The following is a 20067-nucleotide window of genomic DNA, read 5'->3' as shown; positions in this document are numbered from 1 at the left end:
CGGCTCTTCGCCCGCTAAAGCTAGACGGGAGCAAAGCTGGTTGCTAGTTGACTACTCGCAAGCTCGTTGTTTGCGGGGCGTCGAAATCGACATCGCCCTCCACGAGAATCCAAGCCTCGATTTTGTCGTACCACGCTCGCAGCAAATCGAGCGGGCGCCGACGGTAGTGCTTCTCGGCAAGCGCACTGGGCTTATGGCCCATGATCTGCGCGCTCACGCCGGCCGGCATCTCAACCCACTCGCACAACGTTCCGAACGAGCGACGCAGGCCGTGGAGACTAACGTGCGGCAGTCCGGCCGCGACGAGCGCCTTAACGTGCCCCTTTGACGGCTCATTGAGGCGTCCGTCCGCAGAGGTTGTACTACTGAAAACCCATTCGCTGCGCCGAGGCAACCCGCTGAGGAGCATGGAGAGATAAGCGCCTAGCGGAATCACACGCCCCGATTCTTCAATCTTGTCGGACAGTGAAAGACTGCGCCAACGAAAATCGATATCGCTCCAGCGGAGTGCGGCCATTTCCTCACGTCGCGCACCGGTCAGCAGAAGCGCTTGCAGATAGGCCGAAATGACGGGATTATCAATTTGCCTTACGGCATCGAACCAGAGCTTGAGCTGCTCGCGCTGAAGCACATCGCCTTCTTTGGCCTGCACACGCGGCACCGCGTCCCTTACGCGACGAGCCTTGTAGCATCCCGCTGGCACGACGCCGGAGTAATCGTCGACGTCCTCTGTCCATCGAATGAAGGCCCTGAGCAGGCGATACGAAAGCGCAGCCATCGTCGGTCGTTCTGAGGTTTGAGACTTCAACCACTCTGCGATGCGCTCGCCCGTCAGTTCTGAGAGCTTCAGTGCCATGAGGTGCGCGAGCGGACCAGGCATTGTTGTGCCCTTGCCTCGTCGGTACGGGAGGCCGCCTGCTGTTGATAAGCGAAGATGATCTTGATAGTGCCGCTGGCTCCATCGACCCCGGCGGTCATCAATGTAAGCCTCCCACGCTTCGCCGACAGTGACATCTCGACGGCGCTCCTCTACCTGCTTCGCCAAGCTTGCCGCCCGGCGCTCGGCGGCCTCTTCCCGAGGATCTTTACCGGCATCGACCAACCGCTGGAAGCGACGTGCTTCGTCCTGTGCCTGCGCGATCGTCCAAGCATCCGGTGAGCCGATCGTGATGCGCAATGTTGAACCGTGAAGCTTGGCTTGGAAGATGTAAGTCATTGCGCCTGACCGAGTCGCGCGTAGCCCGAGCCCGGTTGCCCCGCAATCCCACAAAAACGCTTGCGACTTTCCTTCTGGACATACGTGAGCGCGAATACGCGCCGCCGTAAATTTGACTTTTGACATGCCGACCCCATAGACACACGCCTTCTCCGTGTAACCGCTGTGTAACCCGATTTTGTCGTAAACGATCAATTTCGGTCAACGCGAAGATCCGTTGGTCGGAAGCTCAAAGGCTTGCCCAGTAAGGCTTTTGACGGGTTACACGACGCAAATCAACACTAATAAATAGTGCCAGACTGGGACTCTTAATCCGTAGGTCGAGTGTTCGAGTCACTCACGCCCCACCAAAGAATTAATGCAAAAAGCCCGGTCCTCGTGACCGGGCTTTTTGCATTCTGAGCCTTGCGACTCTCTCACTCGCATCCGCAGCGGACGGTCGGTCATGTCTGCCGCTTCCGCCCCATCGCGCCAAAAATTAAGAATTTTCGCGCAAGCCCTCGCTTTCAAATCGCTGAACAATCCTTGCCTCTTTCGCTCTCGATGCAACAAGGGCGCTGGTCGATCCGTTACCGTTCACGCGAGTCCGCGAACGCACCTGTCGAAACATCGTGACGCGGAAACCCGCGCTGTTCGTCACCGCATCGAATGCGTCCAGCACGCTGTCTCGCAAGGTTCCAATGGTCTTCACGAAACAACATTTAGTAGTCGCCCTCGCTTCCGTTACCGTCCTCCTGAGCGGATGTGCAACGGAAGCTTCCAAATCACTGCCCGTTCAGGCGGTCAGCATCGCTCAGACGCCCTATGCGGGCAAGCCGGTAGCCGTCGCCGTTGGCAAATTCGACAACCGTTCGAGCTATATGCGCGGCCTTTTCTCCGATGGCGTCGACCGCGTCGGCAGCCAGGCCAAGACCATTCTCGTCACGACGCTGCAACAGAGCCGGCGCTTCTCCGTCCTCGATCGCGAGAACTTGAACGAGACCAAGCAGGAAGCCGCCATCGCAAACAAGCAGCAAGCGCTTAAAGCGGCCAACTACGTCATTACCGGCGACGTCACCGAATTCGGGCGCAAGGAAGTCGGCGATCGCGAGTTGTTCGGCATTCTCGGCAGCGGCAAGAGCCAGGTAGCCTACGCCAAGGTGAGCCTGAATATCGTCGATACATCGACCTCCGAAGTCGTCGCGTCGAGCCAGGGCGCCGGCGAGTACAGCCTGTCCAACCGGGAAATCATCGGCTTCGGCGGCACCGCGAGTTATGACTCCACGCTCAACGGCAAGGTGCTCGACCTGGCAATTCAAGAAGCGGTGAACCACCTGTCCGAACAAGTCGACGCGGGCGCGCTACGAGCCTCCAAGTAAGCATCACTCATCAACACTCAGAAGCATGAATCACAAGAAACTTTTCTCGACCGGCATTCTCTTGCCGGTCGCGGCAGCGTGCGCGCTGCTGACCGGTTGTGCCACGCAATCCACGCCGCCGCTTTACCAGTGGGACGCGTATCAACCGCAGGTGTATGCCTTCTTCACGGGCGACAAACCCGTCCCCGAGCAGATCGACGCGCTCGAAAAAGCGCGCCAGCAAATCCTTGCGAAGAATAACGCGCTGCCGCCCGGCTTCCGTGCCCACATCGGCGCACTGTATGCAAGCGTCGGCCGTTCGGATGAAGCCAGAAAGGAACTCGAAGCCGAAAAGAACGCGTTCCCCGAGTCGTCCGCCTACATGAACCTTTTGTTGAGCAAACTTCATTAAACGCCGGCCATGATCAAGTTCCTCTCTCATAAACTCTTCGCGGCGCTGTCGGTTTTGTGCCTGTTGAGCGCGTGCGCTTCCACTCCGCAACAGATCGACTACACCGCATTTCGCAACAGCAAGCCGCGCACGATTCTCGTGTTGCCGCCGGTCAACGAGACGTCGGATATCAAGGCGACATACGGCATGCTCGCCCAAATGACGATGCCGCTCGCAGAAGCGGGCTACTACGTCGTGCCGGTCGCTGAAATGGACGAGACGTTCAAGCACAACGGCTTGACTACGCCTACGGACATCCAGAATGTCGCGCCGGCCAAGCTGCGCGAGATTTTCGGCGCGGATGCGGCGTTGTACTCGACGGTCACGAACTACGGCACCAAGTTCGTGGTCTTCGACAGCAGAACCGTCGTCACCGCAAACGCGAAGCTCGTCGATCTGCGCTCAGGCGACGAACTCTGGAAAGGCTCCGCGAGCGCGAATGGCAAGGAAGTGGGCGTGAACGTGGGCGTAGGTTACGGGCTCATCAGCGCGATTGCGCAGAGTGTCGTGACGCAGGTCGCGCATACCTTAACCGACAAGTCCTTCGACGTGGCAGGCCTCACGAGCCAACGTCTTCTGGCATCGGGCGGCAAGACAACCGTACTCTACGGACCGCACTCGCCCAAATACGGCACGGACTGATCGCATGCTCGCCTGAGCCCCACAGCCCAGGCGAGCTAAATCACCACCGCGCCTCTTTCCGCCAGCAACTCCCGCAGCACCGAACGGTGGCACCGCGACTCGTCCTCGCAATAACATCCGACCGACAAATTCGTCGAACGCGATAACGCCGCAAGCAAGTCCAGCGACCGGCTCGCCTCGGAAACCGCCATCTCCGCCTTGAATTTCCTCACGAACGCGCGCCATTGTTTGTCGTCTTCGGCCGCGAGCGCTTCGGCGACCAGTTCTGCCGACGGCGCCAGATTCGGATACCACACATCGTAAAAGTCGCGGCTCGCGAACTCGGCTTTCGGCACGCCGCGCGGCGGACGCCGAACCGTGCCGATACGCAGCCCTTCGTCCACCGCGCGCGGCGTGCCGAGCCGCACGATTCGAATCGCCATGATCGTTTTCCTTCGAATGTCACCGGCGAAGAATAACCGCGCCAAAGCAATGCGCGATACACGCTGATAACGCTTTGAAAGCTCCCGCGACCGTGGCGAGCGGAATGCGCCGGCTTCCCGTATCGTTTCGGATTATTCCTCTTCCGCTTACATCCGGAACCGCCGACGTGCCCTCCGAAGAACATCCCCAAAACGCGCCCCGCCACCCCGACGCACCCATGTCCTCGCTCGAGCGCCGCGGCATGCTCGCGATCCTGCTGTCCGTCGCGCTCGCCACGCTCGATACCGCCATCGCCAACACGGCGTTGCCGGCCATCGCGGCCGATCTGCATACGACACCCGCCGCGTCGGTCTGGATCATCAACGCATATCAGCTGGCAATGGTCGCCACGCTGCTGCCGCTTGCCGCGCTCGGCGGCATCCTCGGACACCGGCGCGTGTATCTCGGCGGGCTCGTCGTGTTTCTCGTCGCGTCCGCGGTCTGCGCGTTCTCGTGGTCGCTGCCGACGCTCGTCGCCGCGCGCCTGCTGCAAGGGCTCGGCGCGAGCGCGATCATGAGCGTCAACGCGGCGCTCATCAGCGCGATTTTTCCGCCGCATCGGCTGGGGCGCGGCGTGGGACTCAACGCGCTCGTCGTGGGGATCGCGTTCGCGGTTGGGCCGACGGTCGCATCGATCGTGCTCTCGCTCGGCACGTGGCCGTGGCTTTTCGCCGTGAACTTGCCGATCGGCGTCTTCGCGCTCGCCATCGCGGTGCGGTCGTTGCCGCAGACCAAGCGCGCCGAACACGGCTTCGACCGTGTCGCCGCCTTGCTCAACGTGATCACGTTCGCGTCGCTGATCTTCGCGCTCGGCGAAGCGGCCCAACGCGCGCCGGCGCATACCGTGCTCGCGTCGTTCGGCGTCACGTTGATCGCGGGCGTTCTGCTTCTGCGACGCGAGCGCGGTCATCCCGCGCCGATGCTACCCGTCGATCTCTTCCGCCGCCCGATGTTCGCGCTCTCCACGATGACCGCGATCTGCTCGTTTGCCGCGCAAGGGCTCGCGTTCGTGTCGTTGCCGTTCTTCTTCGAAAGCGTGCTCGGCCGAAGTCAGGTGGAAACCGGCTTTCTGATGACGCCGTGGTCAGCGCTCGTCGCGTTGATGGCGCCGATCGCCGGGCGCTTGTCAGATCGGCACGCGCCGGGTCTGCTGGGCGGCGTCGGGCTCGCGATTCTATGTGTGGGAATGGTGTCGCTCGCGATGCTGCCAGCGCAACCGCATGTGCTCGAAATCTGCATCCGCATGGCGATCTGTGGCGCAGGCTTCGGCTTCTTTCAGTCGCCGAATCTGAAGGCGTTCATGTCGAGCGCGCCGCGTGAACGCGCGGGTGGCGCAAGTGGCACGATCGCGACTTCGCGGCTGATCGGACAGGCCACCGGCGCGGCGCTCGTCGCGTTGTGCTTCAGCATCGCGGGGAAGCATGGTCCGGCGCTCGCGTTGTCGCTTGGAGCGGCGTTCGCGGGCGTGGGAAGTGTGGCGAGCGGATTGCGGCTGGTGACGGCGAGAACGTCGAAGGTGACGTCGTCGGATGGGATATCAGTCGAGCCGCAGAGGAAGATCTGAGGGTCGAGCACGGCGCCGTTGCGCCGCACGTTTGCAGTTGCTTGGAAACCCGCGCGAAGGCCGGGATACGCTGAATCTGCAAAGCTTTCGCGCGCGCGGCTCGCTTCCGTGAATTCGCGGTGCCGCGCTGCGGGGCGCATCGGCGGGCTCGCTTGGAGGACAACCCTTCACGCTACATTTCCTTAACTAGCTCCTTGGCGACTCACCGGACTCACATCCGCCGCACCTTGACCTTCCGCCCCTTCAACTTCCCCGCTGCCAGCTTGCGCTCGGCATCATCGGCGATACCGCGTTGAACGGCCACGTACGTGACCATGTCCATCACGTTGATCTTGCCGATCTCCTCGCCCTTGAAGCCCGCTTCGCCGGTCAGCGCGCCGAGCACGTCGCCGGGACGGATCTTGTCCTTGCGGCCGCCGAGGATTTGGAGCGTCGCCATGGGCGGCTTCAGATGCCCAGGTTCCGCCGATGTCAGCTCCGTCAGCGGATACCACTCCACTTCCTTGCGCTGCGCCACTTCGATCGCGCCGACGCGTCCCATCTCGTCCATGCTCGCAAGCGACAGCGCCCAACCTTCCTCGCCCGCACGCCCCGTGCGCCCGATGCGATGCACGTGCACCTCAGGGTCCGGCGTCACATCGACATTGATGACCGCTTCGAGTTGCGTGATGTCCAGCCCGCGCGCGGCGACATCGGTCGCGACCAGCACCGAGCAACTGCGATTGGCGAATTGCACGAGCACCTGATCGCGTTCGCGCTGTTCGAGTTCGCCATGCAGCGTGAGCGCCTCGAAGCCTTGCGCGCGCAGTACGTCGAGCAAGTCGCGGCATTGCTGCTTCGTGTTGCAGAACGCAAGCGTGCTGACGGGACGATAGTGGTCCAGCAGCAAACCCACTGCATGCAGACGCTCGTGATCCTCGACCTGATAGAAGCGTTGTTTGATCTTCGCGTTGCTGTGCTGTTCGGTGAGCTTGATTTCGCGCGGATTGCGCAGGAACTGCTGACTCAATTTCGCGATGCCCTCCGGATACGTCGCCGAAAACAGCAAGGTCTGACGGTCTTTCGGACACAGACGCGCGACTGAAGCGATATCGTCGAAAAAGCCCATGTCGAGCATGCGGTCGGCCTCGTCGAGCACGAGCGTGCGTACGCCATCCAGCGAAAGCGTTTCGCGCTGAAGGTGATCCATGATGCGTCCCGGCGTGCCCACGACGATATGCGCGCCGTGTTCGAGACTTGCGATCTGCGGACGCATGGGCGTGCCGCCGCATAGCGTGAGCACCTTCACGTTGTCTTCTGCGCGAGCCAAGCGGCGGATTTCCTGCGTGACCTGATCGGCGAGTTCGCGCGTCGGGCAAAGCACGAGCGCTTGCACGGCGAACTGACGCGCATCGAGTTTGGCGAGCAGCGGCAACGTGAAGGCGGCGGTCTTGCCGCTACCCGTTTTCGCCTGCGCGATGAGATCGTGACCGGCGAGTGCGAGCGGCAGGCTCGCGGCCTGGATGGGCGTCATCGATGTGTAGCCGAGCTGCTGCAGATTCGTCTGCATCGCTTCGTTGAGCGGCAGGCTGCTGAATGAGGTATCGGTCGCCATGGTTATTGCGCGCCTCGCGGCGGGGTTTCGGTGACCTGCTCGTAGGTGATGACGCCATCGGGTGCGTCGTGGCGCGTCACGTAATTGCGCGCGCCGCACATCGGGCAGCGGAACAGCAGTCCCTGACCTTCATTCTTGATGACGACGTCTGAGACGTCCCACGTTGCGTCGCAGGACTGGTTTCGGCAGGTGAACATGTCGGATTTCTCGTTGTTGCGTGATGCACGTAGCCGCGATGGAATGCGGCGAAGTGATTTTCGGTTCAAACCGAAAGTGTACGCGGGTCTGCGGGTGGCGCGGCGGAACCAGGTCCGTGTGTTTTGGGCGGGGGTATGGCGTTGGCGTTCAATAAAAAAACCGTAAGTGCCAGCGCGTTGAAACCTCGCGCGTGGTACTTACGGTTTCGGTGAGATAGCGTCGCGCTACCTACCCCTCAAACATCAATATTCCCCGCCCGCAACGCGTTACTCTCGATAAACGCGCGTCTCGGCTCCACATCGTCGCCCATGAGCGTCGTGAAAATGCCATCGGCCGCAATTGCGTCCTCGATCTGCACGCGCAGCAAACGCCGCACGGCTGGGTCCATCGTCGTTTCCCAAAGCTGTCCGGGATTCATCTCGCCCAAGCCCTTGTAACGCTGCTTGCTGACGTTGCGTTCCGCATCCGCGATCAGCCACTTCATCGCGCTCTTGAAGTCCAGCACGGCCATCGAGCGCTCGCCGCGCTTGATCAACGCGCCTTGGCCAATCAAGCCCTTGAAGGTATCGGCAGTGGAAACGAGTTGCTTGTAGTCGGCGGTCAATTGAAGATCTTCATCGAACACCGAAACTTTCACGTTGCCATGGTGACGCCGCTTGATATGCAACGAACGCAGCTCGCGAACCTGATCGTATGCCGCCTCGACCGTCACTTCCGGCTTCAACGGGTCCGAACGCAACTTCGTTTCGAGCGCCTTCGCCGATGCCTCCGCCGCTTCCTGCGTCGACAAATCGATGACCGTGCCATCCATCACCGCTTCGAGCGAGGCGGCATCGTAAATACGGCTGATGCGATCGATCACCGCCTGGGCCAGCAAATACGCACGCGCGAGTTCGCCCAAGGCATCGCCCGAAATCGGGTCCGCGCCTTCGCTCGGCACCAGTTCAGAACCCTGCAGCGCGAGCTTCAGCATATGCTGGTTGAGCTCGTGCGCGTCCTTCATATACCGCTCGTCCTTGCCCGCCTTGATCTTGTAAAGCGGCGGCTGCGCGATATAGATGTACCCGCGCTCCACGATCTCCGGCATCTGCCGATAGAAGAACGTCAGCAGAAGCGTGCGGATGTGGGCGCCGTCCACGTCCGCGTCGGTCATGATGATGATGCGGTGATAGCGCAGCTTGTCCAGGTTGTAATCATCCTTGCCGATGCCGCAACCCAGCGCCGTCACGAGCGTCACGATCTGCTCGGATGAAATCAGCTTGTCGAAGCGCGCCTTCTCAACATTCAGCACCTTGCCGCGCAACGGCAGGATTGCCTGGAACTTCCGGTCGCGCCCTTGCTTGGCCGAGCCGCCCGCCGAATCACCCTCGACGATATAAATTTCCGACTTCGCCGGGTCCTTCTCCTGGCAATCCGCGAGCTTGCCCGGCAAGCCGACGCCGTCGAGCACGCCCTTTCGCCGCGTCATCTCGCGCGCCTTGCGAGCGGCATCTCGCGCACGCGCGGCATCGACGATCTTGCCCGTGATGATCTTCGCGTCGATCGGCGTCTCTTGCAGATAATCTTCCAGCGCCTTCGCGACGATTTCCTCGACCGGCGCGCGCACTTCCGACGACACCAGCTTGTCCTTCGTCTGCGAACTGAACTTCGGCTCAGGCACCTTCACCGACAGCACGCACGACAACCCTTCGCGCATGTCGTCGCCGCTCGTCTCGACCTTCGCTTTCTTCGCGATGTCGTGGTCGGCGATGTACTTGTTCATCACGCGCGTCATCGCGGCGCGTAAGCCTGTCAGGTGAGTGCCGCCGTCGCGCTGCGGAATGTTGTTGGTGAAGCAGAGCACGCTTTCGTTGTAGCTGTCGTTCCACTGCATGGCCACTTCGACGGTGACGTTTTCACGCTCGCCCGTTGCATGGAACACGTTCGGATGCAGCACCTGCTTCTGCTTGTTGATGTATTCGACAAAGCCCTTCACGCCGCCCGCAAAAGCGAAGTCGTCTTCCTTGCCGGTGCGCAAGTCGGTCAGGCGAATGCGCACGCCGTTGTTCAGGAACGAAAGCTCGCGCATGCGCTTGGCGAGAATGTCGTAGTGGAATTCGACATTGCCGAAGATGGTCGCGTCCGCCAGAAAGTGCACTTCGGTGCCGCGATTCTCGGTGTCGCCGACTACCGGCATGGGCGAATACTGCACGCCGTTCTCTTCGATAAGCTCGCGGTTCTGCACCACGCCGCGCGCGAACTCCATGAAGTGTTTCTTGCCGTCGCGGCGCACGGTGAGGCGCAGCCATTCGGACAGCGCGTTCACGCACGACACGCCCACGCCGTGCAGGCCACCCGACACCTTGTAGCTGTTCTGGTCGAACTTGCCGCCTGCGTGGAGTTCGGTCATCACGATCTCGGCGGCGCTGCGCTTCGGGTCGTGCTTGTCGTCGCGTTTCAGGCCGGTAGGCACGCCACGGCCGTTGTCCGTCACCGAAATGGAGTTGTCCGCGTGAATGGTCACGTGGATGTCGTCGCAATAGCCGGCCAGCGCTTCGTCGATGGAGTTGTCCAGCACTTCGAAAACGAGGTGATGCAAACCGGTGCCATCCGACGTATCGCCGATATACATTCCCGGGCGCTTGCGCACGGCCTCCAGACCTTCGAGGATCTGAATGGACGATGCGCCGTAGCTGTTGTCGGGTTGCGAATTTGTGTTTTCAGTCATGGAATTTTCCGGTTCTGCGTCGCTGCTTCGGTTACTGCTCGAAACTTTTCAAAACACCTTAAAAACGCCAAAGGGGCGAGCCGCCCCTTGGTGTGTTCGTGGTACCTGAACGCGTCAGATGCGCATTGGCATCACGACATACTTGAATTCCTCGTTTTCCGGAATTGTGATGAGCGCGCTGGAGTTGGCGTCGCCAAGGCTCACTTGCAGCGTGTCGACCTTCAGATTCGCGAGCACGTCGAGCAGATACGTGACGTTGAAACCGATGTCGACGGTATCGCCCTGATACGCGATTTCCAGTTCTTCCTGCGCTTCTTCCTGGTCGGCGTTGGTCGACATGATCTTGAGCTGACCCGGCTCGACTAGACACCGCACGCCCTTGAACTTGTCCGACGTGAGAATGGCCGCGCGCTGCAGGGAGCGCTGCAGTTCTTCGCGACCGATTTCGAATGTGTTCTTGTGCGCCTTGGGAATCACGCGCTGGAAGTCGGGGAACTTGCCTTCGACAAGCTTCGACACGAGTTCGACCTGGCCAAAACTGAACTTCACCTGCGTCGCGGCGATGTCGATCTTGAGCGTGTCGTCGATGTCTTCGAGCAGACGCTGCAATTCGAGGATGGTCTTGCGCGGGATGATGACTTCCTGACGCGGGAACGTGCCGCCGTCGATCTTCATGGACGAGAACGCGAGACGGTGACCGTCCGTTGCGACGGCCATCAACTGGTCGCCATCCACCACGAGCAACATGCCGTTCAGGTAGTAGCGAATGTCTTGCTGGGCCATGGCGAAATACACCATGCCGAGCAACTGGCGAAACGTTTTCTGCGGAACCGAAAGGCTCGCGCCGAAGTCTGTAGCCTGGTTGACGGTAGGAAACTCGTCCGCGGCGAGCGTCTGCAGCGCGAAGCGGCTCTTGCCGGAGCGCACGGTCAGGCGCTTGTCGGACAAGTCGAGCGCAACCTCACCCGGCGGCATGGCGCGCAGAATGTCGAGCAACTTGCGCGCGGCGACCGTGGTGGCAATCTGGTCGCTGCCAACGCCGAAATCGGCGCGGGTGGTGATCTGGAGTTCGAGATCCGTCGAGAGGAACGACACATCGGCGCCGTTCTTGGTGATCAGCAGATTGGCGAGGATCGGCAAGGTATGGCGGCGTTCTACGATACCGCTCACGGTTTGCAGCGGCCTTAGAAGATTGTCTCGTTCGGTCTTGACCAGTTGCATAGAGTTCCTTCGTTGATGTGACGGCCTGTCCGCCGGTTTTGCCACCGCTGGTTTTGTCACCAGCGGTTGGTTCGCCGCGCTCGCCGGACAACCTCGTAACACGCGTTGCCGGCCCCCCGCCGGTCACTCGCGAATGCTTGACGCCAGCCGCCCAGGCCACGGACAGCTAAACCTATATTGTGCCTTAAAACGGAACCGCCCCCGAAAATTGGGGGCGTTTTTACCAATAAACAGGTCCGGTGGCGCAATAATCGACGCGTTCGCGCCGGCTCAACCCTTCAGCGTTTGTTCGAGCACGTGAAGTTCGTGATTGAGCTGCGCATCCGTGCCGCGTTCGGCCGCGATCTTGCGCACGGCGTGCAGCACGGTGGTGTGATCGCGACCGCCAAAAAGCTCGCCGATCTCGGGCAGACTCTTCTGCGTCAGTTCCTTCGCCAGATACATCGCGATCTGGCGCGGGCGCGCGATATTGGCCGGCCGCTTCTTCGAATACATGTCGGCGACCTTGATGCTGTAGAAATCCGCGACGGTCTTCTGAATGTTCTCCACCGAGATCTGGCGGTTCTGCACCGTCAATAGATCCTTGAGCGCTTCCTTGGTCAGCTCGATGGTGATGTCGCGGCCATGGAACTTCGAATAAGCGAGGATCTTGCGCAGCGCGCCTTCGAGTTCACGCACGTTCGAGCGCAGATGCTTCGCGACGAAGAACGCGACGTCTTCGGACAGACTCACGCCTTCGGACTGCGCCTTTCTCATCAGAATGGCGACGCGCATTTCCAGCTCGGGCGGCTCGATGGCGACCGTCAAACCGGAATCGAAGCGCGAGATCAGACGGTCGTCGATACCGGAGATTTCCTTCGGATACGTGTCGCTCGTGATAATGACTTGCGCCTTGTTCGCGACCAGCGCCTCGAACGCGTAGAAGAACTCTTCCTGCGTACGCGACTTGCCCGAGAAGAACTGAATATCGTCGATCAACAAAAGATCGAGCGAATGGTAGTAACGCTTGAAGTCGTCGAACGCCTTGCGCTGATACGCCTTCACCACGTCGGAAACGTACTGCTCCGCGTGAATGTAGCGGATGCGCGCGCCCGCCTTGTCCATCAGCAACTGATTGCCGATAGCGTGGATCAGATGCGTCTTGCCCAGGCCCACGCCTCCGTAAAGAAAGAGCGGGTTGTACGAGATGCCGGGATTGTCGGCGACCTGAATGGCCGCCGCGCGCGCGAGCTGATTCGCCTTACCGGTGACGAAATTGTCGAAGGTCAGCACGGGGTTGAGCTTCGAACGTTCGTAAGCGGAATCGGTTTCACCGCTGGCCGATGGGTTGCCGCCCGGACGCCACGTGCGCCGGCCAGCGGCGGCCTCGTTGGCGTCGAGGCTCGGCAAGTCGAAATCGGCTTGTTCGTCCTGCATGGCCTGAGCTTGCTGGGCGGCTTCCGCCGCCAGCGCGTTCACGTGCGCGGCAGCGTTCGCGTGCGCGACGACCGAAGGCGCTTGCGGTGCGGCGGCCGGCGCGGGCGGACGCGGCGCGCCGTCGGCGACACCCGCGCCGGCCGCCGGCCGCGGCGCGGCGTTCGGCGCCTGACCGATGGCGCTGCGAGCGGTCGCTTTCGGGTCGAGTACGAACTGGACGTCGATCGTCGCGCTGAAGTATTCGCGCGCCATATCGGCAATGCGTCCCGAGAACTGGCTCTTCACCCAGTCAAGCTTGAAGCGATTAGGAGCGGCTATGCGCAAGGTGCTCGCGTCGGCATCGAAGTCGACCGGGGCCAGCGGCTTGATCCACGTGACGTACTGCTGCGGCGTGAGTTCACGCTCCAGCAATGCCGAACAGTGTTCCCAGAAATCGTTCATCGAATGCGGTCGTTTTATGGTTGGCTCCGCGCTCCTGACGGCCGTGCTTGCCGGATGCGCTCAAGCGCCTCGGCAAGTCCCGGCACAGCCATGCAGGCATGCTCCGGAGGCTTACGCCGCAAGGGTTTGCGGGCGAACGGCGGGCCGAAGCAGTAGGCGGATATTTGGGAGTAAGGCGAGATTCTAACGCCAAACGGGACCGGCGCGCGAGTTATCCACAGGGTCAAATCAGCGCGTCCGACAGGCTGGAAATGAACATGATGCGAGCATGGCGAGCTTCACTATTACGCTAACCTATTGACGGTCAATAGGAAAACGGTTTAAATAGCGGGTTCCGCGAAAACAGAATTCCTGAACCTCCGGTCGTTGCGCCCGTTGTGCCTCTCGTGCCTGCGGTTATCCACAGTCGGAACACGGTGGCGCCAAAGCCCGCGCGGTCGATCAATACTCAAGTGAGAGCATCATGAAACGTACTTACCAACCTTCCGTGACGCGCCGCAAGCGCACCCATGGCTTCCGCGTTCGCATGAAGACCGCTGGCGGCCGCAAGGTCATCAACGCTCGCCGTGCGAAGGGTCGCAAGCGCCTGGCAATCTAAGGCTTTCCGGTGGCTGGTCGCGCACGTGTGGTACAGGCCGTATCTGTCCTGAAGCCGGGCGCGCATCACGAACCGGCAGGCTGCTTCAGCGCCGCACAGAAGTCTTGAAACAGGACATCGTTCAGTTGCCGGCGCAGGCCGCGTTCCCCAAGGCCGCAAGGCTACTGAAAACGGATGAGTTCTCATCCGTTTTTCGTTTGCGCCCATGGCGACGTTCGCCGCATTTCGTGCTGTACGGGAAACCGACTGGGCAGGAGGCGCGTCTCGGCCTCGTGATCGGCAAGAAGCAAGCGCCGCGTGCAGTCACGCGCAACCTGATCAAGCGGCACGCGCGTGACGCGTTTCGGTTGCGTCGCGAAGCGTTGAGCGGTTTCGATATCCTCGTGCGCTTGCACGCGAAAATCGACCGCAAGGCCATGCCGAGCGCCAGTTCGCCGCCGCTCGGCGCGCTCGTGCGAGGCGAACTGGAAGCATTGCTGGACCGTGCCGTGCGCGAAGTCGCGCGCCGTGCGGCTGAAACCGTGGCGGCGCCGCCTGGCGTGCCCGCCGTAGACGACACCTCCGGCCCTTCCGGGTCATGAAGCGCAGTCTGCGTCTCGAATCGCCGGTCACGGCGAACGGGGCGCGCGGCGCGAAGCTTATGCAAACGGCACTAATCGCGTTGTTGCGCTTCTACAAGGTTGCTGTGAGCCCGCTGCTCGGCAGCCGGTGCCGTTTTTATCCCTCCTGTTCCGACTACGCGCGCGAGGCAATCCAGTATCATGGCGCCGCGCATGGCACGTATCTCGCCACCAAAAGGCTTTGCCGCTGCCATCCGTTCTCGGCGGGCGGCGTCGATCTCGTGCCGCAGCCTTCCGATTCGCGATCAGATTCCACGCGGGTTTCCGAGCCGGCCGCGGAATTCGCTCAAGAAAAGCATTCACCACTAAACGGCGCTGATGCGCTTACCGATCGACACTGAGACAACGCATGGATATCAAACGCACCGTCCTATGGGTCATCTTCTTCGTGTCAGTTGTCATGCTGTTCGACAACTGGCAGCGCGACCATGGGCGCCCGTCGATGTTCTTCCCGAGCGCGACGCAGCCGGCCAAGACCGCCAGCAACCCCGCACCGGGCACGGCCGCATCGGGCGCGCAGCCTTCCGAATTGCCCAACTCGCCGGCCGGTACCGCCGCGCCGGGTTCGACGACGCCGCCCGCCACGGCGGCCGCGCAACTCGTCAAGTTCACGACGGACGTGTATTCCGGTGAGATCGACACGCGCGGCGGCACGCTTTCGAAGCTCTCGCTCGTGAAGGAAGGCGACGGCAAGCAGCCCGACCTCTACATCACCCTCTTCGATCACACGCCGACCCACACGTATCTCGCGCGCACGGGCCTGCTCGGCGGCGACTTCCCGAACCACAACGACATCTTCACGGCGGTGCCGGGCCAGACGTCCTTGTCGGGCGACGCCAAAACGCTGACGCTCGCGTTCGAATCGCCGGTTAAGGGTGGCGTGAAGGTCGTAAAGACCTACACGTTCACGCGTGGCAGCTACGTGATCAACGTCGATACGAAAATCGAGAACGTCGGTAGCGCGCCGGTCACGCCGAAGCTCTACATGGAACTCGTGCGCGACAACACGCCGGTGGAGACGCCGCGCTTCTCGCATACGTTCATCGGGCCGGCGGTCTACACGGACCAGCATCACTTCCAGAAGATCGACTTCAGCGATATCGACAAGAACAAGGCTACGTTCGCGCCTTCCGCCGACAACGGCTGGATTGCGATGGTGCAGCATTACTTCGCGTCGGCGTGGATTCCGCAGCAGGGCGCAAAGCGTGACATCTACGTGCAGAAGATCGATCCGGATTTGTATCGCGTGGGTGTGCAGCAGGCCGTGCAGACCATTGCGCCGGGACAGACCGCGACCGTCGATGCGCGTCTTTTCGCGGGTCCCGAAGAAGAGCGCATGCTGGAAGGTATCGCGCCGGGGCTCGAGCTCGTGAAGGATTACGGCATGGTTACGATCATCGCCAAGCCGCTTTTCTGGCTGCTCGAAAAGATCCACAGCTATGTCGGCAACTGGGGCTGGGCGATCGTGCTGCTTACGCTGCTCATCAAGGCTGTGTTCTTCCCGCTGTCGGCGGCGAGCTATAAGTCGATGGCGCGCATGAAGGAAATCACGCCGCGCATGCAACAGATTCGCGAGCGCTTCAAGAGCGATCCGCAGAAGATGAACGCGTCGCTGATGGAGCTTTACAAGACCGAGAAGGTGAATCCATTCGGCGGCTGTCTGCCGGTCGTGGTGCAGATTCCGGTGTTTATCTCGCTGTACTGGGTGCTGCTGTCGTCGGTGGAAATGCGCGGTGCACCGTGGATTGGCTGGATTCACGATCTGTCGCAACAAGACCCGTACTTCATCTTGCCGGTGCTGATGGCTGTATCGATGTTCCTGCAGACCAAGCTGAACCCGACGCCGCCGGACCCGGTTCAAGCCAAGATGATGATGTTCATGCCGATCGCGTTTTCGGTCATGTTCTTCTTCTTCCCGGCTGGTCTCGTGCTGTATTACGTCGTGAATAACGTGCTGTCGATCGCGCAGCAGTATTACATCACGCGCATGATGGGACAGCGGAAGAAGAAGGCGGCTTGAGGTTTCTTTAGGTTTGATGTGGAAGTGGATTTGAAAACGCCCGGCATGCCGGGCGTTTTTGTTTGCTGTCGATCTTAGTAGGTTCAGGGTCAGCTTCACCGCTTCGCCGCCCCATAAAACTGCTGCACGAGTTCCTCGACCAGATACCGATGATGCGGCGACAACGCCTCGATCTTCGATACAAGCTCGAGCGTTTCCCCGGACGCCGGGTATTGCTCATCCCGTACGAGCGGCTTAGGCGTCCCCTGAGCGATACCGCCCGGCGACGGTCCATAGTGCAGCCAGTGCAACTCCACTTTGAACCATTCGGCCAATACTTCCAGCTTGTCGATGGTCGGAATCGAACGCCCGGTGAGCCACTTGTGCGCCGTTTGAGGGGAAACCGCCTCGCCGTGGTAACGAAGACTGAATTTTTTGGCGAGATCGGTCGCGCCGCGCAACTTCTCAGGTGCGCGGGTCATCGAGAACTTAAGCCGCTCGGAGAAATCGGCTTTTTCTTGTGGTGTAGGCATAGTGCAATTGTGCGAGGCAACCGTTGCCTATGCGTCAACCAATCGCGTTAGAAGTGGCGGAAATATTCGTCGTTTTATCTTGTGTAAGCGTTACCGGTCACTGCCAAAAGGCAATCTAACTTCGCTCTCAGACCTTCGTCAGTGCTGCCCAAGCCGCGAATTTGTTGTAGAAAATGGCGTGAGTCGCATGCGTTCGTCCGTATCTCAAATAAGATACGGCAAGAATTTTCCTAACGGGCGGGATGCCGGCAGTTAAGCGTCTCAGCGCGATACAATCCCCGCACCCGAAATCCCTGCTTTCCTCACATGTTCAGCAACGACTCCGATCCGATTGTCGCCATCGCCACCGCGCCCGGACGCGGCGGGATTGGCGTCGTGCGGCTGTCGTTCGGACGCGCGGGGGAAAGCGCCGCGCACCTCGCGATGTTCGCGCTGTGCGGCCAATCGTTGAACGCGCGCCACGCCAGCTACGTGCCGTTTCTCGACGGCAACGGCGAGGCGCTCGATCGCGGCATCGCGCTCTACTTTCCCGCGCCGCACTCATACAGCGGCGAATACGTGCTCGAATTGCAGGGTCACGGCGGGCCGATCGTGCTTCAACTCGTGCTGCAACGCGCGCTCGACGTCGGACGCGAGTTCGGCCTGAGACTTGCCGAGCCCGGTGAATTCACGCGACGCGCGTTTCTCAACGACAAGCTCGATCTCGCACAGGCCGAAGCCGTCGCCGATCTGATCGAGGCCAGCACGGAAGCCGCCGCGCGCTCCGCGGGCCGCTCGCTCGAAGGCGCGTTTTCGCGCGAAATCCACGCGCTCGTCGAAGACGTCATCAATTTGCGGATGCTGGTTGAAGCGACTCTGGACTTCCCCGAGGAAGAGATCGACTTCCTGGAAGCAGCGAACGCGCGCGGCAAGCTCGCACGCATTCGCGAGCGCTTGAACACCGTCCTCGCCGATGCACGGCAGGGCGCCTTGCTGCGGGAAGGCTTATCGGTCGTGCTGGCCGGGCAGCCGAACGTGGGCAAGTCGTCGCTGCTAAACGCGCTGGCCGGCGCGGAGCTCGCTATCGTCACGCCGATTGCCGGCACCACGCGCGACAAGGTCGCTCAGACCATTCAAGTGGAAGGCATACCGCTGCATATCATCGATACGGCGGGTCTGCGCGACACGGAAGACGAAGTCGAGCGAATTGGTATCGAGCGGACTTGGGGTGAGATCGAGCGCGCCGACGTCGTGTTGCATTTGCTCGACGCCCGCAGCGGGATGACGAGCGAAGACGACGCGATCGCCGCGCGTTTCCCCGATGGCGTGCCGGTCGTGCGCGTGCTGAACAAAACGGACCTGGCGGGCGCACCAGCCGCAAGCCGCGACGCGGACGGCGACGCGCGCCAAGTCAATCTCTCGGCGAAGACGGGCGAAGGCATCGCGCTCTTGCGAGAAATGCTGCTCAAGATTGCCGGATGGCAGGCAGGCGCGGAGAGCGTGTATTTGGCGCGCGAACGGCATCTCATCGCGTTGCGGGCGGCGCGCGAACATCTGGCGCTGGCGGCCGCCCACGCCGATCAGAATTCACAGGCGCTCGATTTATTCGCTGAAGAGCTGCGCCTCGCTCAAGAAAATCTCAATGCAATCACGGGTGAGTTCACTTCCGATGATCTACTGGGCGTGATTTTCAGCCGGTTTTGCATCGGAAAGTAACTCAAGCGAGTTTCGGTTTCCCTATCTCCCGCAACTCGGCGCTCAGTTTGTCGCTTTCCTGCGGCCTTCCATGAAACGCGGCCGGTGTGTTCTGGAACAACTCGATGCGATACGCCCCGTCGCACATCGACAGAACCATGGTCTGAATCGCGTTCAGACTCGGATCGAGCGCCGCCGTGCCGCGTGGCCACATCCCTGCAACCGCACGCAAAAGCAAAGTCTGCCCGCTCGCCATGCGTCTGACTTCCCGCACCTTGGCCACGAAAAGCGGCGTCGGATGCTGCGCGAAAATCGGTTGCAGATGCGCTTCGATGCACGCGCGGCCATCGATCGTGCTGCCGTCGAATCCGACCAGACTGCCGCGCTCGGCGAATCGCGCGGCCATTGCTGCCGCGTCTTGACGATTCCAGTCATCGAGCAAGCCGAAAAATACGCGGCGCGCGTTGGTCGCCCAATCAGCAAATGCGGTCTGAGTCATGTCGCCCTCTTCCATGCAGCCGCAAAGACGCCGGCGCCCATGAGCAGCGCGCCGCCGGTCCGATTCACCGTGCGCTGCACGGAGGGCTTGCGAATTGCCCGACGCGCGCCCGATGCGAGCATCGCGTAAAAGAACGCATTAGCTGCCGCCAGCCCGACAAAGGTTGCCTCGAACAGCGCGATTTGCGAGACGCTTGCCGCGTGGGGATCGATGAACTGCGGCAGAAACGCGACGAAGAAGATGATGCTCTTCGGGTTGAGCGTGGTTACCGCGTAGGCGTGGGCCAGGATGCGGCCGGTGCGCAGATCGTCGCCGGCCTTGACTGCGTCCGTGTCGATCACCGGCGCGCGCCACAACTTGATGCCCAAGTAAAACAGATACGCCGCGCCGACCCACTTGACCACCATGAACAGTTCCGCCGATGCCGCCAGCAAAACGCCGAGACCGAGCATGGAAGCCGTCATCGACGTGAGGTCGCCGAGCGCCACGCCGAGCGTCGTCGCGAGCGCGTACTTGCGCCCGTGCCCGAGCGCGTAGGACACGACCAGCAATACGGTCGGGCCAGGGATTGCAACAAGAATGGCCGATGCGATAGCGAACGGCAGCCACTGAGCAAGCGTCATGGGATATCTCCTGATTTCGTTGGGATTGATTTATCCATGAACGGCGGCGCGGCGCAATAGGCCGGAAGGCTAGCTAGACATCTCGGCGAAGAATCGATTGCTTGGAAGGTTGGAAAGCGCTCTTGGTCGGGTAATGCGCCGCACAAGAATCGTGTTGAGATAAATCGCTACCATTGGCAAGTAATAACCGCTTCAATTTCCTCCAAATAGAGGTTTTTAATGCCTTTCATATCAATACGCTGCGTTCTGACGAACTAACGCAAGCGTGCGAC

Annotated in this window: 19 protein-coding genes; 9 read left to right on the top strand and 10 right to left on the bottom strand. The window is 61.1% G+C overall.

Features of this window, described 5'->3' with window-relative positions; all coding sequences use genetic code 11:
- Positions 1 to 43: 43 nt before the first annotated feature.
- Positions 44 to 1342, bottom strand: coding sequence for a tyrosine-type recombinase/integrase (locus NCT04_RS00255; RefSeq protein WP_250462452.1), 1299 nt, complete (start codon positions 1340 to 1342; stop codon positions 44 to 46).
- A 554-nt stretch (positions 1343 to 1896) separates the two neighbouring features.
- On the opposite strand from NCT04_RS00255, the gene NCT04_RS00250 reads away from it, so the two are divergent.
- Genes NCT04_RS00250 through NCT04_RS00240 form a run of 3 tightly spaced genes read left to right on the top strand, consistent with a single transcriptional unit; the run spans position 1897 to position 3646 of the window.
- Positions 1897 to 2574 (top strand): CsgG/HfaB family protein, encoded by a 678-nt coding sequence (locus tag NCT04_RS00250; protein ID WP_250462482.1) that lies wholly within the window; start codon positions 1897 to 1899, stop codon positions 2572 to 2574.
- 25 nt (positions 2575 to 2599) lie between these two features.
- Positions 2600 to 2965, top strand: a complete 366-nt coding sequence (locus NCT04_RS00245) for a DUF4810 domain-containing protein (RefSeq protein ID WP_244826718.1) — start codon at positions 2600 to 2602, stop codon at positions 2963 to 2965.
- Positions 2966 to 2974: 9 nt separating this feature from the next.
- Positions 2975 to 3646 (top strand): DUF799 domain-containing protein, encoded by a 672-nt coding sequence (locus tag NCT04_RS00240; RefSeq protein ID WP_250462450.1) that lies wholly within the window; start codon positions 2975 to 2977, stop codon positions 3644 to 3646.
- A gap of 35 nt (positions 3647 to 3681) precedes the next feature.
- On the opposite strand, the gene NCT04_RS00235 is transcribed toward NCT04_RS00240, so the two are convergent.
- Complete coding sequence (locus tag NCT04_RS00235; RefSeq protein WP_250462448.1) at positions 3682 to 4068, bottom strand: DUF488 domain-containing protein; 387 nt, start codon at positions 4066 to 4068, stop codon at positions 3682 to 3684.
- A 218-nt stretch (positions 4069 to 4286) separates the two neighbouring features.
- Between NCT04_RS00235 and NCT04_RS00230 the strand changes: the two genes are divergently transcribed.
- Positions 4287 to 5672 carry an MFS transporter gene (locus NCT04_RS00230; protein ID WP_250462446.1) on the top strand — a complete coding sequence of 462 codons (1386 nt, stop codon included), beginning with the start codon at positions 4287 to 4289 and terminating at the stop codon, positions 5670 to 5672.
- A gap of 211 nt (positions 5673 to 5883) precedes the next feature.
- Here the strand turns inward: NCT04_RS00230 and dbpA are convergent, their stop codons facing one another.
- The 5 genes from dbpA to dnaA all read right to left on the bottom strand — a co-directional run bounded on the left by dbpA (position 5884) and on the right by dnaA (position 13249).
- The gene (dbpA, locus tag NCT04_RS00225) at positions 5884 to 7272 is read right to left on the bottom strand and encodes an ATP-dependent RNA helicase DbpA (protein ID WP_250462480.1); all 1389 of its coding nucleotides are present in this window, start codon (positions 7270 to 7272) and stop codon (positions 5884 to 5886) included.
- Positions 7269 to 7463 carry a hypothetical protein gene (locus NCT04_RS00220; RefSeq protein ID WP_250462444.1) on the bottom strand — a complete coding sequence of 65 codons (195 nt, stop codon included), beginning with the start codon at positions 7461 to 7463 and terminating at the stop codon, positions 7269 to 7271. Before NCT04_RS00220 ends, dbpA begins: the two co-directional genes overlap by 4 nt.
- Positions 7464 to 7699: 236 nt before the next feature.
- Entirely contained in the window at positions 7700 to 10171 is a 2472-nt protein-coding gene (gyrB, locus tag NCT04_RS00215; protein WP_244826712.1) for a DNA topoisomerase (ATP-hydrolyzing) subunit B, read from the bottom strand.
- Between the two features lie 114 nt (positions 10172 to 10285).
- Positions 10286 to 11392: a DNA polymerase III subunit beta gene (gene dnaN / locus NCT04_RS00210; RefSeq protein ID WP_244826711.1), complete on the bottom strand. Its 1107-nt coding sequence runs from the start codon at positions 11390 to 11392 to the stop codon at positions 10286 to 10288.
- Positions 11393 to 11662: 270 nt separating this feature from the next.
- Positions 11663 to 13249: a chromosomal replication initiator protein DnaA gene (dnaA, locus tag NCT04_RS00205; RefSeq protein WP_250462442.1), complete on the bottom strand. Its 1587-nt coding sequence runs from the start codon at positions 13247 to 13249 to the stop codon at positions 11663 to 11665.
- Between the two features lie 463 nt (positions 13250 to 13712).
- Here dnaA and rpmH point away from each other — a divergent pair, with 463 nt between their 5' ends.
- From rpmH to yidC, 4 genes are all read left to right on the top strand, one after another.
- Positions 13713 to 13847, top strand: coding sequence for a 50S ribosomal protein L34 (rpmH, locus tag NCT04_RS00200; protein WP_004198824.1), 135 nt, complete (start codon positions 13713 to 13715; stop codon positions 13845 to 13847).
- Positions 13848 to 13951: 104 nt separating this feature from the next.
- Positions 13952 to 14428 (top strand): ribonuclease P protein component, encoded by a 477-nt coding sequence (rnpA, locus tag NCT04_RS00195; RefSeq protein ID WP_244826709.1) that lies wholly within the window; start codon positions 13952 to 13954, stop codon positions 14426 to 14428.
- 59 nt (positions 14429 to 14487) lie between these two features.
- A complete protein-coding gene (yidD, locus tag NCT04_RS00190; protein ID WP_250462478.1) occupies positions 14488 to 14808 on the top strand; it encodes a membrane protein insertion efficiency factor YidD in 321 nt (106 codons plus the stop codon).
- An 8-nt stretch (positions 14809 to 14816) separates the two neighbouring features.
- Positions 14817 to 16487, top strand: coding sequence for a membrane protein insertase YidC (gene yidC, locus NCT04_RS00185; protein ID WP_250462440.1), 1671 nt, complete (start codon positions 14817 to 14819; stop codon positions 16485 to 16487).
- A gap of 95 nt (positions 16488 to 16582) precedes the next feature.
- On the opposite strand, the gene NCT04_RS00180 is transcribed toward yidC, so the two are convergent.
- Entirely contained in the window at positions 16583 to 16999 is a 417-nt protein-coding gene (locus NCT04_RS00180; protein WP_244826705.1) for a helix-turn-helix domain-containing protein, read from the bottom strand.
- Between the two features lie 306 nt (positions 17000 to 17305).
- On the opposite strand from NCT04_RS00180, the gene mnmE reads away from it, so the two are divergent.
- A complete protein-coding gene (gene mnmE / locus NCT04_RS00175; RefSeq protein WP_250462438.1) occupies positions 17306 to 18694 on the top strand; it encodes a tRNA uridine-5-carboxymethylaminomethyl(34) synthesis GTPase MnmE in 1389 nt (462 codons plus the stop codon).
- A gap of 1 nt (position 18695) precedes the next feature.
- Here mnmE and NCT04_RS00170 read toward each other — a convergent pair whose 3' ends face one another.
- Together NCT04_RS00170 and NCT04_RS00165 are read right to left on the bottom strand one after the other, a co-directional pair.
- Entirely contained in the window at positions 18696 to 19172 is a 477-nt protein-coding gene (locus tag NCT04_RS00170; protein WP_250462436.1) for an SgcJ/EcaC family oxidoreductase, read from the bottom strand.
- Positions 19169 to 19795 carry a LysE family translocator gene (locus tag NCT04_RS00165; protein WP_244826702.1) on the bottom strand — a complete coding sequence of 209 codons (627 nt, stop codon included), beginning with the start codon at positions 19793 to 19795 and terminating at the stop codon, positions 19169 to 19171. Before NCT04_RS00165 ends, NCT04_RS00170 begins: the two co-directional genes overlap by 4 nt.
- Positions 19796 to 20067: the final 272 nt, after the last annotated feature.

The sequence above is a fragment of the Caballeronia sp. GAFFF2 genome (genome assembly GCF_023631485.1).
Classification (GTDB): Bacteria; Pseudomonadota; Gammaproteobacteria; order Burkholderiales; family Burkholderiaceae; genus Caballeronia.
Note: the sequence above shows the minus strand (reverse complement) of the source record. Positions and strands in the feature narration are given on the sequence as shown.